The sequence below is a fragment of the Desulfitobacterium metallireducens DSM 15288 genome (assembly GCF_000231405.2).
Classification (GTDB): domain Bacteria; phylum Bacillota; class Desulfitobacteriia; order Desulfitobacteriales; family Desulfitobacteriaceae; genus Desulfitobacterium_A; species Desulfitobacterium_A metallireducens.
Genome location: NZ_CP007032.1, coordinates 1,832,991 through 1,854,722 on the forward strand (window position 1 = coordinate 1,832,991; position 21,732 = coordinate 1,854,722).

21 protein-coding genes are annotated in these 21,732 nt (G+C 42.8%); 4 read left to right on the plus strand and 17 right to left on the minus strand.

What is annotated here, in order from left to right; translation table 11 throughout:
- Positions 1–57: 57 nt before the first annotated feature.
- The 5 genes from DESME_RS08755 to DESME_RS08775 all read right to left on the minus strand — a co-directional run bounded on the left by DESME_RS08755 (position 58) and on the right by DESME_RS08775 (position 5,591).
- Entirely contained in the window at positions 58–1,017 is a 960-nt protein-coding gene (locus tag DESME_RS08755) for an NHL repeat-containing protein (RefSeq protein ID WP_006718284.1), read from the minus strand.
- 1 nt (position 1,018) lies between these two features.
- Positions 1,019–1,732 (minus strand): tetratricopeptide repeat protein, encoded by a 714-nt coding sequence (locus DESME_RS08760; RefSeq protein ID WP_006718286.1) that lies wholly within the window; start codon positions 1,730–1,732, stop codon positions 1,019–1,021.
- Between the two features lie 13 nt (positions 1,733–1,745).
- A complete protein-coding gene (locus tag DESME_RS08765; protein ID WP_006718288.1) occupies positions 1,746–2,948 on the minus strand; it encodes a hypothetical protein in 1,203 nt (400 codons plus the stop codon).
- 511 nt (positions 2,949–3,459) lie between these two features.
- Complete coding sequence (locus DESME_RS08770; RefSeq protein WP_006718290.1) at positions 3,460–4,647, minus strand: NapC/NirT family cytochrome c; 1,188 nt, start codon at positions 4,645–4,647, stop codon at positions 3,460–3,462.
- Between the two features lie 284 nt (positions 4,648–4,931).
- On the minus strand, positions 4,932–5,591 hold the full coding sequence (locus DESME_RS08775; RefSeq protein WP_006718292.1) for a LuxR C-terminal-related transcriptional regulator: 660 nt from the start codon (positions 5,589–5,591) through the stop codon (positions 4,932–4,934).
- Positions 5,592–5,907: 316 nt separating this feature from the next.
- Between DESME_RS08775 and DESME_RS08780 the strand changes: the two genes are divergently transcribed.
- Positions 5,908–6,936: a hypothetical protein gene (locus DESME_RS08780; RefSeq protein ID WP_006718294.1), complete on the plus strand. Its 1,029-nt coding sequence runs from the start codon at positions 5,908–5,910 to the stop codon at positions 6,934–6,936.
- 114 nt (positions 6,937–7,050) lie between these two features.
- On the opposite strand, the gene larC is transcribed toward DESME_RS08780, so the two are convergent.
- Both larC and larB read right to left on the minus strand, forming a co-directional pair.
- On the minus strand, positions 7,051–8,259 hold the full coding sequence (gene larC / locus DESME_RS08785) for a nickel pincer cofactor biosynthesis protein LarC (protein ID WP_006718296.1): 1,209 nt from the start codon (positions 8,257–8,259) through the stop codon (positions 7,051–7,053).
- Between the two features lie 2 nt (positions 8,260–8,261).
- The gene (gene larB / locus DESME_RS08790) at positions 8,262–9,017 is read right to left on the minus strand and encodes a nickel pincer cofactor biosynthesis protein LarB (protein WP_025248741.1); all 756 of its coding nucleotides are present in this window, start codon (positions 9,015–9,017) and stop codon (positions 8,262–8,264) included.
- A gap of 218 nt (positions 9,018–9,235) precedes the next feature.
- Here larB and DESME_RS08795 point away from each other — a divergent pair, with 218 nt between their 5' ends.
- Positions 9,236–9,649 carry a CBS domain-containing protein gene (locus DESME_RS08795; RefSeq protein WP_006718299.1) on the plus strand — a complete coding sequence of 138 codons (414 nt, stop codon included), beginning with the start codon at positions 9,236–9,238 and terminating at the stop codon, positions 9,647–9,649.
- 42 nt (positions 9,650–9,691) lie between these two features.
- Here DESME_RS08795 and DESME_RS08800 read toward each other — a convergent pair whose 3' ends face one another.
- On the minus strand, positions 9,692–10,429 hold the full coding sequence (locus DESME_RS08800) for an SDR family NAD(P)-dependent oxidoreductase (protein WP_006718301.1): 738 nt from the start codon (positions 10,427–10,429) through the stop codon (positions 9,692–9,694).
- Between the two features lie 179 nt (positions 10,430–10,608).
- Between DESME_RS08800 and DESME_RS08805 the strand changes: the two genes are divergently transcribed.
- Positions 10,609–11,760: a VanW family protein gene (locus DESME_RS08805; protein ID WP_006718303.1), complete on the plus strand. Its 1,152-nt coding sequence runs from the start codon at positions 10,609–10,611 to the stop codon at positions 11,758–11,760.
- A gap of 176 nt (positions 11,761–11,936) precedes the next feature.
- Positions 11,937–12,926: a polyprenyl synthetase family protein gene (locus DESME_RS08810; protein ID WP_006718305.1), complete on the plus strand. Its 990-nt coding sequence runs from the start codon at positions 11,937–11,939 to the stop codon at positions 12,924–12,926.
- Positions 12,927–12,952: 26 nt separating this feature from the next.
- Here the strand turns inward: DESME_RS08810 and DESME_RS08815 are convergent, their stop codons facing one another.
- The 9 genes from DESME_RS08815 to nirJ1 form a co-directional block, all read right to left on the minus strand.
- Positions 12,953–14,020 carry a tetraprenyl-beta-curcumene synthase family protein gene (locus DESME_RS08815; RefSeq protein ID WP_006718307.1) on the minus strand — a complete coding sequence of 356 codons (1,068 nt, stop codon included), beginning with the start codon at positions 14,018–14,020 and terminating at the stop codon, positions 12,953–12,955.
- A 198-nt stretch (positions 14,021–14,218) separates the two neighbouring features.
- Positions 14,219–14,422: a twin-arginine translocase TatA/TatE family subunit gene (gene tatA / locus DESME_RS08820; RefSeq protein ID WP_006718309.1), complete on the minus strand. Its 204-nt coding sequence runs from the start codon at positions 14,420–14,422 to the stop codon at positions 14,219–14,221.
- A 160-nt stretch (positions 14,423–14,582) separates the two neighbouring features.
- Entirely contained in the window at positions 14,583–15,353 is a 771-nt protein-coding gene (locus DESME_RS08825) for an SDH family Clp fold serine proteinase (protein ID WP_025248742.1), read from the minus strand.
- A gap of 170 nt (positions 15,354–15,523) precedes the next feature.
- A complete protein-coding gene (locus tag DESME_RS08830; protein ID WP_006718313.1) occupies positions 15,524–15,808 on the minus strand; it encodes a hypothetical protein in 285 nt (94 codons plus the stop codon).
- Between the two features lie 41 nt (positions 15,809–15,849).
- Complete coding sequence (gene hemL / locus DESME_RS08835; RefSeq protein WP_006718315.1) at positions 15,850–17,139, minus strand: glutamate-1-semialdehyde 2,1-aminomutase; 1,290 nt, start codon at positions 17,137–17,139, stop codon at positions 15,850–15,852.
- Positions 17,140–17,167: 28 nt separating this feature from the next.
- A complete protein-coding gene (gene ahbB / locus DESME_RS08840) occupies positions 17,168–18,178 on the minus strand; it encodes a siroheme decarboxylase subunit beta (RefSeq protein WP_006718317.1) in 1,011 nt (336 codons plus the stop codon).
- Between the two features lies 1 nt (position 18,179).
- Positions 18,180–19,178: a putative heme d1 biosynthesis radical SAM protein NirJ2 gene (gene nirJ2 / locus DESME_RS08845; protein ID WP_006718320.1), complete on the minus strand. Its 999-nt coding sequence runs from the start codon at positions 19,176–19,178 to the stop codon at positions 18,180–18,182.
- Between the two features lie 19 nt (positions 19,179–19,197).
- Positions 19,198–20,169 (minus strand): porphobilinogen synthase, encoded by a 972-nt coding sequence (hemB, locus tag DESME_RS08850; protein WP_006718322.1) that lies wholly within the window; start codon positions 20,167–20,169, stop codon positions 19,198–19,200.
- 388 nt (positions 20,170–20,557) lie between these two features.
- Complete coding sequence (nirJ1, locus tag DESME_RS08855; RefSeq protein ID WP_006718324.1) at positions 20,558–21,730, minus strand: putative heme d1 biosynthesis radical SAM protein NirJ1; 1,173 nt, start codon at positions 21,728–21,730, stop codon at positions 20,558–20,560.
- Between the last annotated feature and the right edge of the window lie 2 nt (positions 21,731–21,732).

Sequence of the window (21,732 nt, forward strand, 5' to 3'; positions counted from 1 at the left end):
ACTCCCATAGGGAAAAGTGATACTAGAGATCATGAATAGAGCTGACCTTAAAACGCATTATTGAAAGATTGCAGTCCGGGTATTCCCCACATCGGTTATATACAACCGGCCCTGGTTATCTCGAGTTAAACCATTCGGAAACCTAAATTGTCCATCATCTGATCCCATTTGTCCAATCGTCGTTAACTTTTCGCCATTAGGTTTGAAAACCACAACCTTATTGGTTAAGTTACTGACTACATAGATGTTGCCCTGCGGATCTACGCTGATCCCACGAGGATTAGAGAGTAGGCTTGAGGCCTTGAGAAGAAAATTACCCTGTTCGTCAAAAACTTGAATCCGATCGTTTCCTGTATCCGAAACGTAGATCTTATTCCCAGCATGCACAAGGGCATTGGGTGAATTCAACTCACCATCGCCTGCACCTTTTTTCCCAAAACTCAGCAGTTTTGTCCCATCAAGGGAAAAGACTTTAATTTCACTACTTTGAACATCACTGACATAAAGTTTATCACCATCAATCGCTAACCCACCCGGACCTTTAAATTCTCCTTTTTCTCCGAAATACTTAATAAATTGTCCATCTGGACTAAAAATCGAAATATTCCCGTTATAGAGATCAGCGATATAGAGTTGACCTTGAGCATCACTGGCAATTCCATAAGGAAAGCGAAATTGCCCTTCTCCTTCTCCAGGTTCACCAAACATGGAAATCGGCTTCCCTTCATAGTCAAAAACCTGTATCCTCTGGTTATTGGTATCGGATATATATATGGTACGATTTGAAACGGCAACAGCCATTGGCTTGTTTAAGGGAGCGGATAAATCTCCATAAATATTTGCTTGAAAAGTCGGTATTATTGAGCCTATAGGTAAATATTGCGTAGCTGTTTTCGTAATGTTTGTTTTGGAAAGAAAAGCCCAAGTGAATAACCCCACCTCAAGGAGCAGAATAAGAACTAAGATTAAGTACATATTTCGCCTTCTCATAGGACGATTAATAATACTCGTTGACATGTTACTTTACACCTCCTAGACGGCTTAAGGCTTCTTGGGCTAATGCAAATTGGGGATCAAAATTAAGGGCATCCTGATAATCTTTTTTGGCTTCATCGACACTCCCCATTTTTTCATGGAGTTGACCAATATCATAAATAATCTTCGTTGAGCCAGGGTGAAGCTTCTCTGCCAGTTGTAATTCCTCCAAGGCTTGATCTAATTTATCGTTACTCTGATAGGCTAGGCCAAGGTAGTAATGCGCTTCATAAGACTTTGGAGCAAGTTCGACTGCCTTTTGGAGTGTAGTGATGGCTATATCAATCTTATCTACCTGTTGATAAGCAATACCTAAGTTAAGATACGCTTTGAAGTTCTTTTCGTCTAATTCAGTGGCTTTTTTATATTCCGCTAAAGCTTCATTATATTGACCTTTTTGAAAGAGAGCCCAACCGAAATCGACGTGGCTCGTCGCACTGTCGGGGTTCTGCTTTACCTTCTCCATGGCACTCTGATACTCTTTTTCAAGAATAGGGGTCTTATCAAACTGGTTCCAGAAATAGGTATTGCCAATATATATTCCAAGACTAAAAATGCCGAAAGTAAAAGCTAAAAGGATCAAAACCTCTTTCCAAAGCTTAATCGTTTTATAGGGTTTTTTTTGACCCTGATTAGGTTGGACTTGAGGAATAAATCCTGGGTTCTGATTGATACTCGGGTTCATGGGTTCCGTCATTACGATTTCCTCCTTACTTGTGGCACTTCGAACAGTTATTCTTCGAATGGCATTTGTAGCAACTCGTTACAAGGCCTACCCCCGATTGAATGGGTACAGGATGTAATCTAGATATATAATGTTCCTTCTTATGGCAGGAGATACACACGGTTTTAGTCGCTACCTTCGCTTTCTTATTTGGTGTTTTTTCATGACAGACAAGACATACTCTCTGATCCTCGGAGGCCCTTTCTCCATGCAAAAATGGTTTTATGTTATGACTCGAAGGTTTTTTTGCATGACATTCAACACAAAACGAATTGCTGCGTGCGTAAGAAATAACCTTGTCATCGTTCTGGACGCGTACTAAATTTAACGAATAACTATGACACTCATTACAAGAATCAAGATTTTTGAAAGCATCCTGACCATGTATCCCTTTTTTTATCCAATCCTCCGTCTGATGCGACGGCGGCGGGACGATTCTGCTATGGCAAGATTCACAGTCCTGGGGCCCTTCACGGTCTTTGTGACAGATTATACACTGTTCCATACTCATGGTTTTATATTGCCAAACCATATTTTGTCTTCCGGTTACCTCGTCCCAACGATTAAAATCTCCATCAATCGTTTCTTGACGTTCTGCGATTCCACCATGAGCAACTCCGATATGACAAGTCGTACAGGCTATGCCCTCTGCCTCATGCTTTTGATGCGGTACAATTAGATCACCGCGTGGAGTCACCGCGCGATTTTGAGAATGACAATTTTCACAGACTTCATTCCCCACAGGTGCTTTAACTTCGATGGGTAAATAATATTTCTTGGTAAAGTGCTTCGTTTGGAAAAAATGAGTAGGACCAATATCAGTATGACAGTTGATACAAGCAATTTGGGAATGACTTGATGCTTTCCAGGTTGCGATTTCAGGTTTCATCTCGTGGCAGCTCTCACAAATGAAGCTGGCGCTGGGTGATTGCGTCAAACCAATTGCCCCAAAGGCTAGAAAACTAAACATTAAGGCAAGCATTAGCCTTTTAATCCAGCGTTTTTTACGTTTAGGTCCTTTTGGAGGGGGACCAGAATTGCTGTTTTGATCGCCCATGCCTTCCGAGAGATCAAATAATATCTCCTTCTCACCATTATGACCTTCCTGAGTCCCTTGAATGTCTTGAACTTCTTGGATATTTTCCCTATTCAATTTCTCATTTTCAAAGGAGGACTTGTTATTTTCCATTAATACTTATCTCTCCTACTCAATAAAAGCCGGTCCAAGGTTCTCTTCATGGCATCTCGAGCAATAATTTATTATTGGATCTAATTTTTACTTAAGCTGACTCATATCATCACTTACTAGACATCAAGTGATATCTTCCTCGTTACTCCCTTGTGCCAATCGATACAGATCACTCCATTCAGGTAATGTTAATCATGAGGAATGATAAGAGCATTTCTCGGGGTAACCGTTCAATTAGGGTATGACACTGTAAACACGCTTCATTACAAATCGAGTTTTCAGTATGAATCGAATCGATATGACACGTGCACAAGGGATATTCCGGTGTGAGGAAGGAACAAACCCGCCTTAAACACTTTTGTGATCCGCCGGTTTTTCATTCTATCTCCTTTTACCCTACTTCCTTAAACCGATTTCCCTCGTGCCTAATCAATTTATTAAACTTAAGTGACAAGTGCTAGTTCACTAAATGCCGTATAATACAGACCCCTCTTTCAACTCGTATACAATTCTATTGCGGAGTCTCCACCTTACCATTTTTAAACCAGTGACAGGTATTACAGGTTACGGCGTTCACACCGGGCATCTTTTGGTTATTCTGATCGGTTGCCTTTTCCGTCTCATGACAGACGAGACAGTTCTGTGCGCCTTTATCTTTCACGACATTTCCATGAGTCGGCAGCCATTGTTGTTTATTTTCCAAGTGTCCCGTAGGTCGTTTTTCATGGCAGGGAGCACATAAGGTGTTGGAACGGGCATAATCTTGAACCGTTGTTTGGGCTGTTATAAGAACTCTATCGCGTTGTCTGGAGTGACATTCAGCACACCATTTAATATCTTGTGCAGCAGTTATTCCATGAGTATTACTCCAAGATTTATCGACGTGATTGACGGGTGTTTGGATCTTGAGATGACAGGGAGCACAGCGCATAGGAGCCGTAAGTTCACTGGTTCCAGCCTTCGCTATCGCTTGCACAGCTCCAGGGAGTTCCCCGTTTCCATCCTTCGCTTGTTTTTCGGATGCTTGGCGTTCAGCTACTCGTTGGGCTTCTGTTTTCCCAAGACCTTGATTTTCTTCCCAAGGTTTTAGCCCTTGATTCACTTGTTCATGACAATCCATACATGCTTCCATCGCTGTTTTCGTATCGTCAAATTTACTGACTTCTTCCGCTTTGGCCAATGTCCATGTAGCTGAATTTTCTTGGGTGGTCAGCCCCCGCTCCGCTACAAAGGCGTGAGCTACTCCTCCGTGACAGGCTGTACAGGCGATATCGTGTTCTAAGTGCTTTTCATGCGGGATATTGATGTCTCCAGATGCCGTCACTTTCCGCATGGTCGAGTGGCACTTTTCGCAAACTTGATTGGGAATGGGCTCAGATGCAACAATTGGGCCTTTATAATTTCCGGTGATATGCTTACCAATATAGCCCATGACTTTGACTTTACTTTCGATATAGCTTCCGACTCCAGGTGTAAGATGGCAAGTGGTACAAGAAAATTGGGCATGGGATGTCACCTTATAAGTCAAGTGTTCTGGCTGCATTTCATGACAGGTTATACAAAACGAATTAGATGAGGTAACACTTAACCCTACTCCACCAGCGAAAATAAGGATAATAACAATAACTAACAATAGTCCTAAGCTTTTGCCTTGTTGAAATTTTAGCTTACTCATAATTGTGCTAAGCCTTTTTTTCACGAACAAAATCCCTCCTTTTTGGAGCCCTTATTTAAATCTATTCACCTCCTGAGAAAACTAAACCCAAAATGTGAAGACTCAAACGTATGATTCTAGTTTACTTATCTTTCCCAAAGAGCAATAACTCTCTTGCACGTATGCTTACTACCTTATGGAGAGTATCTTGCTATACTCTTACAGTTTACATTTTTTTACAAATTGGCTCAGGATCAGGCTTTGAGGGAAATCAATTTGAAACCAAAATTAATTTTATTTTTAAAAATAATGAAAAATATGTGAAACCTTCACTCTTGAAGTGCAATAATTCCTTTCCGAATTGCATATTTTACAAGATCCACGCGATCATGAAAGCCTAATTTATCCATAATATTACGGCGATGAGTCTGGACCGTCTTCGTGCTGATAAAAAGTTGCTTTGCGATTTCTTGATTCGTAAGCCCTTCTGCCGCCAAATGCAAAACTTCCATTTCACGATCGGTTAAACAGGGGGCCATCTCTCTTCCTGCGATAACTTCGTGACCGTGTTGCATAATGCCATTAACAATAAGTTTCGAAACCATCGGATGGAAATAGGAATTCCCTTGAGAGATGGCTCGAATAGCATGGAGCAATTCTTTAAATGAGCACTGCTTTAAGAGATACCCAGAAGCACCCGCTTCTATGGCTGAGCGAATCGCCTCGATACTACAGAGGTTTGTTAAGATAAGAATTCTTATCTTGGGGTAGAACGTGTGAATTTGACGAATCGCTCGAATTCCATTACAAATCGGGGAATGCAGATCCATCATAATGATATCCGGCTGCGACTCGGATATTTTATTCACGGTTTCTTGTACATCTCGAACCGTCTGCCTAACCTGAATGTCCTCAACCGTCTCAAAGAGTTTTTTCAGCCCTTCCAACTGTATATAATTTTCATCTGCCAAAAGGATCTGAACCGACATTCTATCACCTCCCTTCACTTGAAAATACGTTCTGCAAGGTAGCTTTTTTCTTACAGGTTACCTTGTAGTCAGTATTTACGATGACCAGACGTTAACTTATACTGTATTTTAGATATTTGGGTTTATTTGGAAAACACTAAACCTATTCTCTAGTTTATGATAAATCTCCTCTCGCGAATTACTTCTTATTAGGGAGATTCTTTGACTAATCCTCTCCCTTTCTGTAGTTTCCTGTTCATGTAATGTGTAAGGGATTTTTATCATATTCATCTAACAGGATTAAATGTTATATTCCTAAGCGAATGGAGGTACCCTTGTGAAAATTCATAAGATACGCAATGTCATTATTGTCCTAGGCATTTTTGGGTTACTCTCTGGTTCCCTCTACGTAAACTCTTCCACGATCACCAACAAAGCCTTACCTCGTGATATACAGCTGTCTTCAAACCCCCTCGAACAAACTCCCCTTCCTCCTTCCGAATCAAGCAGTTCCTCAGTAGCGCCCAAAGCGACTGCTACCCCTTCTTCGCCGTCCTCCGATTCTTCTTCATCTGCTTCTACAAGTGAGACTTCGGTCCCCGATTCTTCTTCGCCCTCACAGCAGGGCCAAACGGCTTCAGATTTAAGGGGAGAAAATAATTCAATCCAAACCCAAGTTCAAAACAGCGCCCATAATCAACTTTCCCTCCAAGGGAATGGAGTGATCTGTAATATCTGTCACAGCATAAATGGTAATACGTATTCCTTACGAAATAAGGGCTGGGAATCCTGCGGTTCGTGTCATGTTAATTCTAACGGGAATCCCACACCAGGGCATGAAGTCCAACATCCCCAGTTCCAAATGATTCAAGGTACTGCAATAGGTGACATTTTACCGATGCCCTCTTACAAATACAAATATATGAAGGATACCTTCACCTGTACCGATTGCCATCTCACAAATGCGAGCAAACATGACTTTTTGGCTCCAGGAGTTTCAATAACGGATACCTCTGAAGGAATTCGCCATACCGGAACAGAAATTGATTATCAAGCTTTTAGGGCCATCTTTAATCAAGATAAATGTGCAGTTTGTCATCCGTCGGGCGCAGACATGGTCGAACGTGTAAAAATTGAACAAGAAACCATCTCAAAAAGACTGGACGAACTCGAACCGATTTACATAGAATGGAGCGGTAAGATAGCCTCGATGAATCCCGAAGATCCAAAAGTAATTGCCTTCAAAAATGGAGCAACCTATTTCACCTTTGTCGATGCTGATGGTTCAAAGGGCGTTCACAATTTTCCCTATGCCCAAGCTCTTCTGGATAAGGCTGAAAGTTATTGGAAGATACTTAAGCAATGATAATCGTTTACTTGAAGTGGAGTTATAAGCTAAAGACAAGAAAAACGAGATTTCCCATACGGGAAATCTCGTTTTTCTTGGGTCATATTTCTAAATGAACGAATGGGTCAAAATCTACGAGTTCAGATCCATTGCTTGTCTTTTCACCTCTTCATAAACTTCCTTCAAGGGAACATTCGCCGCTTCAGCAAGACGACGACAATCCTCATATTCTGGGGAGAATGTTTGATACACTCCTCCAGCCTCTACCATTTTCACTTTTGCCTTGCCCCAAGGAGTATCTATTGCTACCACTTGGTAAGGAAGCATATATTTGGTCACTGGGTACACCCGAACTCCGATCGTTGTCGTCTCCTTTAAAATAAGCGTAGTGAACTTCTCCACCTGACTTGGGTGAATTTGCACTGACAGAGTGGTTGCAGGGCGATTCTTCTTCATCTGAATCGGTTGAAGAAAGACATCCATTGCTCCCTCTTTCAAGCATTTCTGAATGATGTAATCATAGAACTCTGGGTTCATATCATCAATATTGGCCTCAATCATTAGCGCTTGCCCCGTCTGAATAGATTGACTGACCTTGGAATCAACAATTTTGTCGATGCCTTGATCTCTTTTCTCTCCGATCATCACTCTTAATAAATTGGGAATCGCTAATTCACGAGTTCCTGCTCCATATCCGATCCGCTCGACCTCCATCACAGGCATCTCCCCAAAATCGCAACAATAAGTAGAAAGAATAGCCGCACCGGTCGGAGTAACCAACTCAAACGGAATATCTTGGGTATAGATTGGAATTCCACTCAGTAATTCCAGAGTCGCCGGAGCTGGAATCGGAATCATTCCGTGCGCCGCTTGGGTAAATCCTTTCCCCGTATGAACAGCTGAAGCATACACTTTTTCAATTCCAAGATGATATAAGCCGATTACCGCTCCGACAATATCCACGATCGCATCGACCGCACCGACTTCATGAAAATGAACCTGCTCGGGTGTAGTACCATGTACTTTACCCTCAGCTTCTGCAAGTCGCCGAAAAATAGCGATTGCTTTTTCCTTCACTTCCTCAATGAGTTCACTTTCTTCAATAATTCGGGTGATATCCTGTAAGTGCCGATGAACATGTCCTTCTTGAGCCAACACATGAATTTTGGTCCCTGTCATCCCTAGTTTAGTCACTTTTTCCTGCTGAATTTCAAAATCATGGAGATGAAGCTTCGCTAGCTCTGACTTGAGAACTTCAAAATCAAGTCCAGCATCCACTAACGCTCCCAGTGTCATATCACCGCTGATTCCTGCAAAACAATCAAAATAAGCAATTCGCATCTCTAGTTCTCTCCTAAATGATTAATTAAACTGGCCTGATAACCTGCTCCGAAACCATTATCGATGTTAACCACGCTGACCCCACTAGCACAACTATTGAGCATAGCCAGCAGCGCTGCCAACCCTCCAAAACTAGCGCCATACCCTACACTGGTCGGAACCGCGATTACGGGTCTGTCCACAAGCCCGCCAACGACACTAGCTAAAGCGCCTTCCATTCCTGCCACCACAATGATTACTCGAGCATAGCGAAGTTTTTCCGTTTGGCTGAGCAAGCGGTGAATCCCCGCAACGCCAGTATCATACACTCTTTCAACATGATTCCCCATCATCTCAGCTGTAATTGCTGCCTCTTCAGCAACGGGTAAATCCGAAGTTCCCGCACTTAAGACAAGAATATTTCCTATTTTCTCTTGCTTTCCCCGGCGAATCATGATAGTTCGAGCTAGAGAATGGTACTCCGCATCAGGGATTCGTTCTAAAACAGCTGCATACACCTCAGGCGTTGCTCGTGTAGCTAAGATATTTCCTCCACCCTGCGCAGAAAGCTTCTCTGCAATCGCCACAACTTGTTCTGCCGTCTTGCCTGCACAATAGATCACCTCGGCAAAACCCTGTCGAAGATTACGATGATAATCTACTTTAGCAAATCCCAAATCTTCAAAAGGGAGAATTTTTAACCGCTCTACTCCTTCTTCTATGCTTAAATCCTGCTGTTTGATTTTTTGCAGCAAAAGTCGTATCGTTTCTTCATTCATTCCCACTTTTCTTCAATCCTTTTTCACAATTCTTAAACGCATATATCAAATTCTTGAACCACTAACTATAATTTATAGCATAGCACAATTAAAGCTTGATACACAATTTCAACGTCTAATTTTCAGCCTTCCTTCCTTATTTCCTATTTTTCCCCTTTGCTTCTACTCCTCTTTTCCTTTAAACTATAAGGAACACTAATTTAGGAGATATAATAATAATGAATGTTCTCTTTTTTCTCATTCCTAAAAATGAAGTCATCTATTTAAAAAACACGGCGACGATGAGACAAGCTTTGGAACGAATGGAATTTCATCGTTATTCCGCTATTCCACTCATCAATGAAGATGGACGATATGTGGGAACCCTAACTGAAGGAGATCTCTTGTGGAAGCTCAAAAATACACCGGGTCTCACCTTTGCGAATACGAACACCATCCGACTAACTGAAGTCGAACGACATATACAAAACTACCCCGTTTCCATCGATGCGCATATCGAAGATTTGTTTTCACGGGCAATTGAACAGAATTTCATTCCCGTCGTAGATGACCAAGAAATCTTCATTGGGATTGTCCGCCGCCGCGAAATCCTGGAATATATTACCCAGCAGCTACAGAAAAGAGAGGCTTAGCTCATGCTATCCTCTCTTCCTTTTTCCATTCTTTTTCACAATTTAAATAAAGTTACCCCCATCAACGACGATGACCTGTCCCGTAACGAAGCTCGCCTTAGCAATTAAGCCATACGCGACTTCTGCAATATCTTCTGGCGTAGCAATCCTTTGCAAGGGAGTGCCCTCACCAAGATGTTTAATGTGATCTTCTTGTCCTGCAACCCAGCGAGTATTGACGACTCCAGGAGCGATTGCATTAACTCGTACTTCAGGAGCAAGTACCCTAGCTAAGGATTTGGTGATACTAATGTTCGCCGCCTTTGAGGCTGAGTAAGCGATCGAGCTTCCTAACCCCGTAAGCCCAGCTATGGATGCCATATTGATGATACACCCTTTTTGTTTCCTGAGCTCCTCTGCTGCAGCCCGACAGCAGAAGAAAAGTCCTTTTACATTGACGGCCATGATGTCGTCCCAGTATTCTTCTTTTAAACCTTCTAAATCCGAATGATCTACAAAATGCGTCATACCTGCATTGTTAACCAAAATATCCAAATGTCCAAAATCAGTAATGACCTTGTGTACCATTTCTCTTACTTCACGATCAATAGCGACATTAGCCTGATACGTTAAGGACTTGACACCTAAAGCTTCAACTTCGTCTTTGGTCCGCTCTGCCTCTTCAGCTGAACGAGAATAGTTCAAAGCGACATTCACGCCCTCACGTGCGAGAGTTAGCGCAATCGCTCGTCCAATTCCAGTACCTCCACCGGTAATCAATACTGTTTTCCCTTGTAACATATAAGGATCATCTCCTCTCTCATTTTACTCAGTATATCGTACATATAAAGGTTCAGCAAGAAAGAGTAATATAACAACACTTCCTACTTAAATGTGTGTTATAAAAGTGCAAAATAGAAGGAGAAATGTAATTCGAAGTAGAATTTATTATCCTGAGAAGTTTGAGGAGGAGTAGAAATTTGGAAGTAGAAACCGCCCAGTTAGCCCAACCCAAACCCAAGCCTTGGAAAAAAGCAATAATTATATTTCTTATGATTATCCTATCACTCTCACTTATAGGTTGGGGAGGACTTTATCTTTACACCAAAGATAACGGACTAATCCCCGATGGAGTTAAAATCGGTGATATTAATGTATCAAACCTAACTCCAGCAGAAGCTAAACAAAAACTTGAAAGTACTATTATACCTATTCTTGATCAACCCCTTGAATTTATGATTAAATCTACCGCCACGGAAACAGTTAAAGTGCCACTCCGTGATTTAGGACTTACCTATAACCTGGAGGAGGGAGTAGATCAAGCCTATCAGCTCGGTCGCGATGGGAATATCCTTCAAAAGGCTTTGAGCAAATATCATGCTCAAAGGGGAACTACCATTCTTCTTCCCTTAGACTTCACCTGGGATAAGGAGAAGCTCCAAAAAACACTTCACGCTAAATTTTCTTCCTATAATAAACCTTTGACAGATGCGACCTTCAAAATTACACCCGATAACCAAATGGTGATTACAAAAGAAACCCTAGGGCAGGAAGTCAATCTTGATGCCTTAACCTCAAGTATTGAAAACCTTGATCCCCTACATCCAACTTCGCTCGAAGTTCCCATCCGAGTATTAGATCAACCCCAAATGACTGCTGCCCAACTCGAAGCGATGAAGATTACCGGTTTAAAAGCGAAATATTCAACTTGGTTTGATGCTAGCAATACTGAACGAACAGAAAACGTCCGTCTCTCAGCAAAAGCGCTTGATGGTGTTGTTCTTACGCCGGGTGAGGAATTTTCCTTTAACAAAACTGTTGGCGAACGTACTTCTTCGGCCGGATACAAAGAAGCATTTATTATCGTTAATGACGAATTTGTCCCTGGTCTAGGAGGTGGAGTCTGCCAAGTTTCCTCAACGCTCTATAACGCAACCATTAATGCCAATCTGGAAATTACCGAACGTCACCCTCATTCCTTAGAGATTACCTATGTACCCCCAGGTCAGGACGCTACTGTTGCCTATCCATACCTTGACTTTAAATTTAAAAATAATACTTCCGGGTTGCTCTTAATTAGAAGTGCCGTTCAAGGGAACACACTAACCTTCCAACTTTACGGACACGTCTAGATACACTTCTCCTAATAACCGAAAAATTTATACTTATTGATCGCATAAAAACCTCCAGATGAAGTTTCACAAGCTTCACCTGAAGGTTTCTTATTTTTTTTACAGATTTAGGCATACTACTCGTAGGGCTATTCGAGAATTGCTCGGATAAGCAGATCATGTAAAGGACGGTTAGAATGAATATCTCGACTATACAATCGTTAAAATTTTCTGAGGAATCTCCTGTCGTTCTTCCTGAATTACTGATCGTGGAGGAAGAGCTTCACAAAACAGTAGCAAAGGCACAGGGCATGATCCTTAAATCCTGTTCTCATCTACTCTCTTCGGGTGGAAAACGGCTTCGACCCCTATTGACTCTGCATAGTGGTATGTGCTTTGGGCCCTTAAATACGGCTACCCTCCAAGCTGCCGTCGCCGCGGAACTCATCCATATGGCATCCCTAATCCATGATGATGTCATCGATCATTCTGATCTAAGGCGTGGACAACCCACGATCAATTCCCAACAAGGAAATCTTAACGCCGTTCTTACCGGAGATTATCTTTTTGCTGAAGCGTTTCAGATTCTTTCTTCTCACCAACTTATGGATAGCATGCATTACCTTGTCGAAGCGATCCAATCCATGTGTACCGGAGAAGTAGAACAAGCCAAACATCAATTCAATTTTTCACTCACAATAAATGACTACTTTGAACGCATCGCACAAAAAACGGGGATTCTTCTCGCAAGTTCATGTCGTTCTGGAGCTGCCACAGCCGGAGCTTCACAAGGAGATATTGAACGTCTCGGAACCTATGGAATGTACCTCGGCTATGCTTACCAGATTATTGATGATCTCCTTGATTACACCGGAAACCCTGAGCAGACAGGCAAGCCTGTGGGGGCTGATCTAATAAACGGGAATCTTACCTTACCCATGATCTATCTTTTAAATAATCCGCTTTATGGACCATGGGCTCGTGAGCTTCTTCAGGATAAGATCACTTCTCAAAGCCTGCGTAAAATAATTCAAGCCTTAATCTCTTCTGACGCCATGGATGAAGCCTTTTCTACAGCCCAGACCTGTATCACATCTGCTTTATCCTACCTCGAAAAGATTCCAGACGGTTCCTCAAAAACTGTATTAACAGACCTTGCTTATCAAGTGCTCTATCGGACGCACTGAACTCTTACCTTACCTGATTTTAACTTTTACAATATCCCTTTTTTACGAAGCAGCATACACATCCCATAAAGAATACGGATTTCGATTCCCCCTGATAAGAGCAAAGCACGAGCCCCTCCGCTTAGCTCCTCAATTTTAGTTTTCGGGTCAGATAAATACATGGCCAAAAGCCCTTCAACCACGGTTTGATGAAATTTGGGATAACCTAAGTGCTGAGTGCGTTCTAACGATTCTCGCAGAATAAGCCCAAGTCTCTCCTCACGCTCTGAAATATTCGTATAATACTGAACGAAATTAAGCTGCTTTGTTTCACGATCTTCCACTAAATCAATATAGTAATCGAGAAGAATATGTAAAGCACTGATCCATGGAAAATAGGCTTGTTTTATCTGTTCCACTTCTTCTGCCGTCAACCCAGGTCGATGAGCAGCAGCAACTAAGCAATAAATTCCCAAGGTAGAGCCTGTAGCAGCCGCCAACTCCCAGATAGAGACTTCTGGATAGTTGACTTGGTTCTGTGATAACCAGGAGAGCATTTTCTCTTCTCTTACCTCTAAATTCAGGTGCTTATACGTCTGTAAAGAGGAGTAAAGTGAAGCTAGCCAAGATAACTCCGCTTTCACAACGGGGTAAGACGGAAGAGACTGCAAATTAGCTTGGCAGGTGCTAACCAATTGATCTAAATACCCACCATCCTCACGTTGAGGATATTTTGCATAATAGTAGGAGTGTTTTGCTTCAGGATCTAACGCTTCATTCATCGCGCGATGAAGCTGAGTGAAGGCCTCTTCATCCTGCACCTGCGTAGCGTCCACAAGATTATCTAAATAATCGCTAATTGTCTGATAGGCAACAATAAACTCGATCATCGCATCTCTGTCAGCCCTAGGATAGAGAGCGAAGATACATCCCCCTAAACAATGGAACGCTTTGCGTTGCAAAGAATCGAGAGCCTGTTTTGAGAGAACTAAGTCAGGAACCTTTTTCGCTCTCAAACGCCAAAAACGGAGTTCTTTTTTCACTTGGGGAAAGACCTCTTTAACGAAATTTAGAATAATAAAGAATTTAGAATTTTCTTTAGTAACGTATGACACTTACATTGCTCCTCATCATAAATCTTATAATTCTATATTGTCCCAATTCAAGTTCCAAATAAACCCTATTTATTTATCGTTCATCAGAAAAAGAGCATTTGAAATATACGCTATCTAAAATAGCTAATATTCCAAATGCTCCAATGAATATTCTTTATCTTTAAAATGGATAATCTAGTCTTATTCAAGGAAACTAGATTACTCTGATTTGCTAACTTCTTTCTTCTCTTCTTTTTTTTCTTCTTCTTTGTCATCACCATTTGTTGCTGATTTGAATTCGTTGATGCCTTTACCTAAAGCTTTTCCTAGATCAGGTAGTTTACCTGGTCCAAAAATAACTAAGGCAATAACTAAGGCAATAACTGCGACAGTTGGCGTAATTATACCAAAAGTTGCGAACATACTTGTCCACCTCCATGATGATATTTGAACATGTAAATACTATACCATAGAAATATAAATGAATCTAATCAAGATTCGCTCGTGAAGATTTTAACACGCTTCACATCACTTATCCTAAACTAGATTCATAAAAGATGCAATAGTATTTTCTGGACAACTTTTAATCAACACATTCCATCTGATTAAATAATTCCTCATATCCAAGGTAGAGGCTCCAAATCACGTCCCATAGTTCACCATCCGCATCCGTGACTTTTAACCCAAGCTCTCTTGCTTCACGGCGCCCGATAGGATAACCGTGAGAAAAATATCCCTCGGTCAGTGCATGCGTAACTCCTGACACCTGAGCTGGGGATTCCTTTAACATGTATCGTGAAAGTAAGGCTTCAGCATACTGGTGTGAGGCTTTAAGCGATTTTTCATAATCACCGATCAACCACGGATCCAGCTTATTCAGAACTGGATTGATAACAAAAGTGGCTAACTCCGGATCCGGACTATTTGTAATCGTTCGCTGTAGATAATCCAGACAATAACGAATAGCCTGTACTGGTACCCACAAATCCTTGTAAATGGGATGTTTGACTAAAGGATCAATGGGTCCTAACTCAGAAACAGGCCCCATCACCACTTCGTCTGCTCCTAAAACAACCATCGATGCAGCAGACTTCGCCACAAGCGGTACAATCACCCCAAACTCCTCACAAAATTCTCGAATGAGCATCACAAGCTTATACGGAGTGTCCACTGCCCCACCATAACTATGCAAAATCAAATCAATTTTGCGCGTATGCCCAAGCGCTTTGAGCTGCTTATAGAGGGGAACCAAGATACTGTCATCCAAAGGCGTATACGAAAAATATACTAAAACTTTAGAATTCCTTAGCTTCTCTAAACGTTCCAAGTATTGAAAACGGTTCTCTGCATCCACCGTCTCTCCCCCCAATTCATAAGAATATAGTGCATTATATTCCATTTTTATCCATCATGTGCACTATGTGGGGAAAGAACAACGCACTTAGAAAAGGCGCTTTCCAACTCTGGAAGCGCCTAAGTGATCAGATATGAGAAGCTCACGCTTCTACGTTATGTAACAGACACTCATTGAGGCAGACTAACCTTCACTCCGGATTGATCATGACAGGATTGACAATAAACCTGACCGCCTAACCCCTTTTTTTCATGACAAGGATAGCATTGTTCAGCTGGAGCCTGATTATTATTCACAACGTAACCATGCCCTTGCGGCCCACTCAACCAAGTCTCTCTCGAAATCGTCGAGTGTGGGTTCGACGGGTCTCTATTTTGAGAAATAATAATAACCGCAACCAACGCAACAAAGAGTCCAAGGGTAATTAAACTTCGGACGATTTTTTTCCGTTCCATATGAAACCTCCTAAAATCTTCTCCCCTGCGGATGGAGCAGACTAAAGTGTCTTAAAGACTGTCCGAGCTTGTTCTAGGGTAAAATCAAGATCAGCATCCGTGTGAGCAAGCGAAAGAAAAACAGCCTCAAATTGACTTGGAGCAAGATAAACGCCACGCTCCAGCATACCTCGAAAATACGTTGCAAACTGTTCGACATTTGAGGTGCAGGCACTCGCAAAATCTTTGACGGGTTGGTCTGTGAAGAAAGGACAGAACATTGCCCCAATGGAATTGACCCATACCGGCAAGCCCTTTTCTTCCGCAATTTTTGATAGTCCTTTGGCTAAATAAGACGTTTTCCGTTCGAGTTCTTTATAAACGCCAGGTTTTTGCAATAGCTTCAACGTTGTTAAACCGGCCGCCATCGCCAGTGGATTCCCGGAAAGAGTTCCAGCCTGGTAAATAGGACCATTTGGTGCTACCTGATCCATGTACTCTTTCTTGCCCCCAAAAGCTCCGACCGGAAGACCTCCCCCGATGATCTTGCCCAGACAAGTCAGATCTGGATCTATGCCGAATCGACCTTGAGCTCCACCATAACTAACACGAAAACCTGTCATGACTTCATCCAAGATCAATAAGGCTCCATATTGACGAGTGACTTCCCGGAGGCCTTCCAAAAAACCGGGTTCAGGCAGAACAACTCCCATGTTTCCGGCTACAGGCTCCACAATAACCCCGGCAATGTCTTCTCCCACTTCGCGGAAAAGCGCTTTAACTCCTTCTAAATCGTTATATTGGGCAACGAGTGTAGTCGAGGCTGTCGCGTTTGGAACCCCAGGTGAAGTCGGAACTCCGAAGGTTAAGGCTCCACTCCCTGCTTTAATCAGCAACGAATCAGAATGTCCATGATAACAGCCTTCAAATTTAACAATCTTATTACGTCTCGTAACGCCCCGTGCTACGCGCAACGCGCTCATTGTCGCTTCAGTACCTGAATTGACCATCCGAACTTTCTCCATTGATGGATAAGCTTTGAGAACTTCTTCTGCTAATTCGGACTCAAGCTCTGTTGGGGCACCGTAACTCGTTCCCCGTTCTGCTGTCTGCTTTATCACTTCAACGACTTGCGGATGAGCATGTCCCAAAATCAAGGGTCCCCAGGAACCTACGTAATCAATATAGGTATTGCCATCAATATCCCAAAGATGCGCTCCTTCGCCTCTATCTATAAAAACGGGATCTCTGCCTACAGAACGATAAGCACGTACTGGAGAATTTACGCCCCCAGGAATAACCTCTTTGGCCCGTTCAAAGGCTCGACTACTCCGTCCATCTTGAAAACTCAAACGTAAGACCTCCTATCGCTATCGTTATTTAATCTATTGCTGCTTCTACAAAGTATTTCATGCTACTCTTCTTAAGTTCAGCTTGACTAAAGAGCATTCGATAATCTTCAACCCCTGTGGCCTGCGCTATGCGCTCCATAACATTCTGACAGTCCTCAACTGAACGACCATGAATCATGGTAAAGAGTGTATACGGCCAATCAGGAAGCGTTGGACGCTGATAACAATGGCTCACTTCCCGAAACTCCGCCATTTTCGCTCCGATTTCTTCCGCGTGATCTTCAGCCACTGGCCAGACTCCCATCGCATTGGCCGTAAACCCCGCCTTTTGGTGCCGCAAAACAACGCCAAAACGACGAATCAAGCCTCTTTCTAGCATGCTCTGAGTGAGATCTAGAACTTCCCTTTCCGTCCATTTTAAGGCTTTGGCAAGCTCAGCGAAAGGGGTTAGAGAATAGGGCAAATCACCCTGGACCAGACGAATAAGCGCTTTGTCACGCTCCGTAATCTCAATGGTTTCTGCTTGACTGCTTTCCCAGGCTCCAGGAGCTTTAGAGGAACTAATTGCTGTATCACTATCTGAGTCATCTTCTTTAAAATTAAAATCAACACTAATTTTAAAGAGGCGGATTGCAGGCAATGAATAGACCTCATCTGATCCCGCAATCTGGCGCACTTTATCGAGTATCTTCTCAACTTCAGCTTTAGTTGAAGCAATAATGGTGAACCACATATTATATTGATGAGGGCGTAAATAATTATGCGTTACACCCGGTATTCCGTTGAGATATTCTGCTACTTCGGAGATTTTAGCCTCAGGGACTTTTCCTGCACATAATGTACTGTGATACCCTAAACGATGGGAATCAAACACACCTCCTAAGCGCCGAATAATCCCTTCTTCTCGGAGTCTGATAATGCTTTGCCAAGCTTCTTCTTCAGAAACTCCGGCAAGCTCACCAAGGGTTTGATAAGGGTGGGAAGTGACCGGGAAAGCAGTCTGGACGGTATTTAGCAATATCCGTTCGACAGTATCCAAGTTACTTAACCCCCTTCCGTCCTTGGTATAGGCACCAGGGCTCCTCTGCCATATAATCTCCATTTTCATAGAACGCAGCTCGAGCACGACAGCCTCCGCAAATCTTTTTGTATTCGCAGGTACCGCACCCCCCCTTGTAATCAAGCGTTCTTAGCTCTTTCAGAACAGGATTATTCTTCCAGATCTCATCAAACGGTGTTTCTCGAACATCCCCGAGAGGAATATTTAAATAAGCACAAGGTTGAACCTGGCCTTTGGGGCTAATGATACAGTACGACGTACCCGCTAAGCACCCCCGTCCAAAGCGTAGATTCAATCCCATTTGTTTCGCAATCCGCATAAATTGGGGAGCACACGTCGGTTTTAGCTCAATATCCACGGTTTGTTGTTTTTTCATAATGCGGGTTAATACATTTTCGTACTCTTCCGCGCGTAGTGATTCTTCCTCGATCGAAACCGCGCGACCCGTTGGGACAAGGAAGAAGAAATGGTGGGCTACAGCGCCTTCGCTTACTGCAAAATCGGTAATATCTTCAAGCTCATGCTGATTCCAATCCATGACCGTGGTATGGATCTGAAACGGAAGACCCACTTCACGGCAATTTCGCATACCTTGAACGGCGCCTTCCCAGGCTCCGGGGTATTTACGAAACTGGTTATGCTTTTCAATATCCAAAGAATCAAGGGAAATTCCCATTCCCATGGCACCTGCTTCTTTAAGACGGCGAGCCATATCTAACGTAATGAGTGTGCCATTTGTTCCAAAAACGGGTCTCAATCCTAAAGAGGTGGCATAAGCAACCAGCTCCACAATGTCTGGTCTAATCAACGGTTCACCACCGCTAAAGATCATAATTTTAAAACCTGCTTTAGCAATCTGTTCCAATAGCGTTTTTGCTTGTGAAGTACTCAGTTCATCCTCAGCCTTAGCGCCAGCATCTCGGTAACAATGATCACAATACATATTACAAGCATTTGTTGTATTCCAGGAAACGATCATCTTACTCTCCTCTTTTCTCTCATTTTTGCAACCAGCGAGCCACATCCAAAGCGTGATAGGTGATAATAAGATCGGCTCCTGCACGTTTCATACTGACTAATGATTCCATGACGATTCGTTCTTCATCAATCCACCCCTGAGCTGAGGCAGCCTTAACCATCGAATATTCGCCGCTGACATTATAGGCCACAACAGGAACACCAAAACGTTGTTTGGTACGATAGGTAATATCACCGTAAGCCAACGCTGGCTTTACAATAATAAGATCCGCTCCTTCTTCAATATCTAAGGCTGTTTCAAGCATTGCCTCATTGCCATTCGGCGGATCCATTTGATAAGTGCGACGATCTCCAAACTGTGGTGTAGATCCTGCCGCTTCACGGAAGGGTCCATAAAAACCTGAGGCGAATTTTGCAGAATATGCCATCACAGGGATGTTCGTAAAGCCCGCTTGATCGAGTCCTTGGCGAAGTGCTCCAACACGACCATCCATCATATCTGACGGGGCAACCATATCAGCACCCGCTTGGGCATGAGATATCGCCGTTTGGGTCAAAAGGTCCAAGGTTGGATCGTTCAGAATTTGACCGTCCATAATTAGCCCACAATGCCCATGATCGGTATACTCACACAAGCAAACATCGGTAATTACATATAGATCAGGGTAATATTTTTTTGCAACCCGAACAGCTTCTTGAACGATACCATGTTCGTGATAGGCACCCGTACCGACCGCATCTTTCGATTCCGGAATTCCAAAAAGCAAAATCGCTGGAACACCTAAGTCTACTACTTCTTTCAAAGCGTCAACAAAAAGATCTAACGAGTATTGATATACTCCCGGCATCGAAGGAATTTCATTTTTAGTATTCTCCCCATAGATTACAAACATGGGGTAAATCAAGTCATCAACACGTACATGATTCTCACGAACCATATTACGAATAGCAGCATTGGCCCGTAACCGACGCGGGCGATGTTTAAGTTCCATAAGTCTACCTCCAAAATAGTTCTCCCAGAGAGCTTTTTGTTATTCATTAAAGTCAGGCATTCAACCCTAACAAAAAGCTCTTTTAAGTCATATATCCGACAGGTCTTATTCTCGTGAGACTTCGAAGCAAGTTGCGATTACAGTAAGCGAGGACTTTTAGCGAGCTGCTACCAAGCTTGGGCAAAACTGCCCTTGCATAGCGGGACGGGGCACAGGACGGGGCACAGGACGTGCCTAGTGCAGAGTGCGCCAAGGATGGCATAGCAACTCTGCGCGGCGAATTAGGAGGAAATCCCGTAGCTTACATCCAGCAGTTATGCCCTTAGCTTGGTCTGCGAGCGTCCGTCCGAGTGTCTGTAACGCAACTCTGCTTGCAAAAGACCTCTTTCTATAGCCCTATTTCCTCATCCGTCAAATAACATGCCGGATCTGACTCCCAGAAGTTACCGGTTACTGCTTCCGCACGGGTTCGGAAATTCCCATTACAGATATCGAGGTATTGACATTTCGAACAACGTCCTTTAAGCAAAGGTTGACGGTCTTTCATGCCTGCAAGGATAGGATTGGATAGATCGGTCCAGATATCTCCGAACTTTCTTTCCCGAACATTACCAAACGAAATATGTTGCGTAAATTGGTCTGGGTGGACATAGCCCATTGGATCAACTTCAGAAAATGCAATTCCGGAACGGTTTCCACCATTAAGACCAATCAAACGTTTAATATCAGCCGCTTTCTCTGGGTCCTCTTTTAAGGTGCGAAGATAAAGATATACGCCATCGCAATGATTATCAACCGTCAGAATTTCTTTTTTAAGACCACGATTTTCAAAATCGATCGTGCGACGAACAATGGTCTCCATCGCTTGACGCGATTCCTCTGGGCTTACATCTTGAGCAATCATTTGGTTCCCCCGGCCGGAATAGACGAGATGGTAAAAACAAACACGATTGATATTATTTTCTTCAATAAAATCGAAGATATTATCTAACTCTTTTAAATTATGGCTGTTAATCGTAAAACGAAGACCCACTCTTTGATCAACCGCAACGCAGTTTTGAATCCCTTCCATGGCCTTTTGGAAGGCTCCCTCTTTCCCTCTAAATTCGTCATTCACTTCACGTAAGCCGTCAAGGGAAATACCAACATAACCTACGCCAATATCTTTAATCTTTTGCGCTACTTCCCGAGTGATCAGTGTTCCATTCGTAGATAACGTGGGACGAATTCCTTTGGAAACAGTATAAGCGGCAAGCTCAAAAAAATCGGGACGAATCAAAGGTTCCCCGCCTGAAAAGAGAAGCACAGGTACTCTAAATTCAGCAAGATCATCAATAAAACGCTTTGCTTCTTCAGTCGTTAGCTCTCCTTCGTATTTTTGAGCATCAGATTCCATATAACAATGTTTACATTTTAAATTACAAGTACGAGTCGAATTCCAAACGACAACTGGACCGCTTCCTATCGTCGTCCCGTTTTTTGCTCCTTTTGAGTCAGCACTATAACGGAGTGAATCTCCGAAGTATTCCGTATTAAACAATAATTTTGTGACACTAATCATTA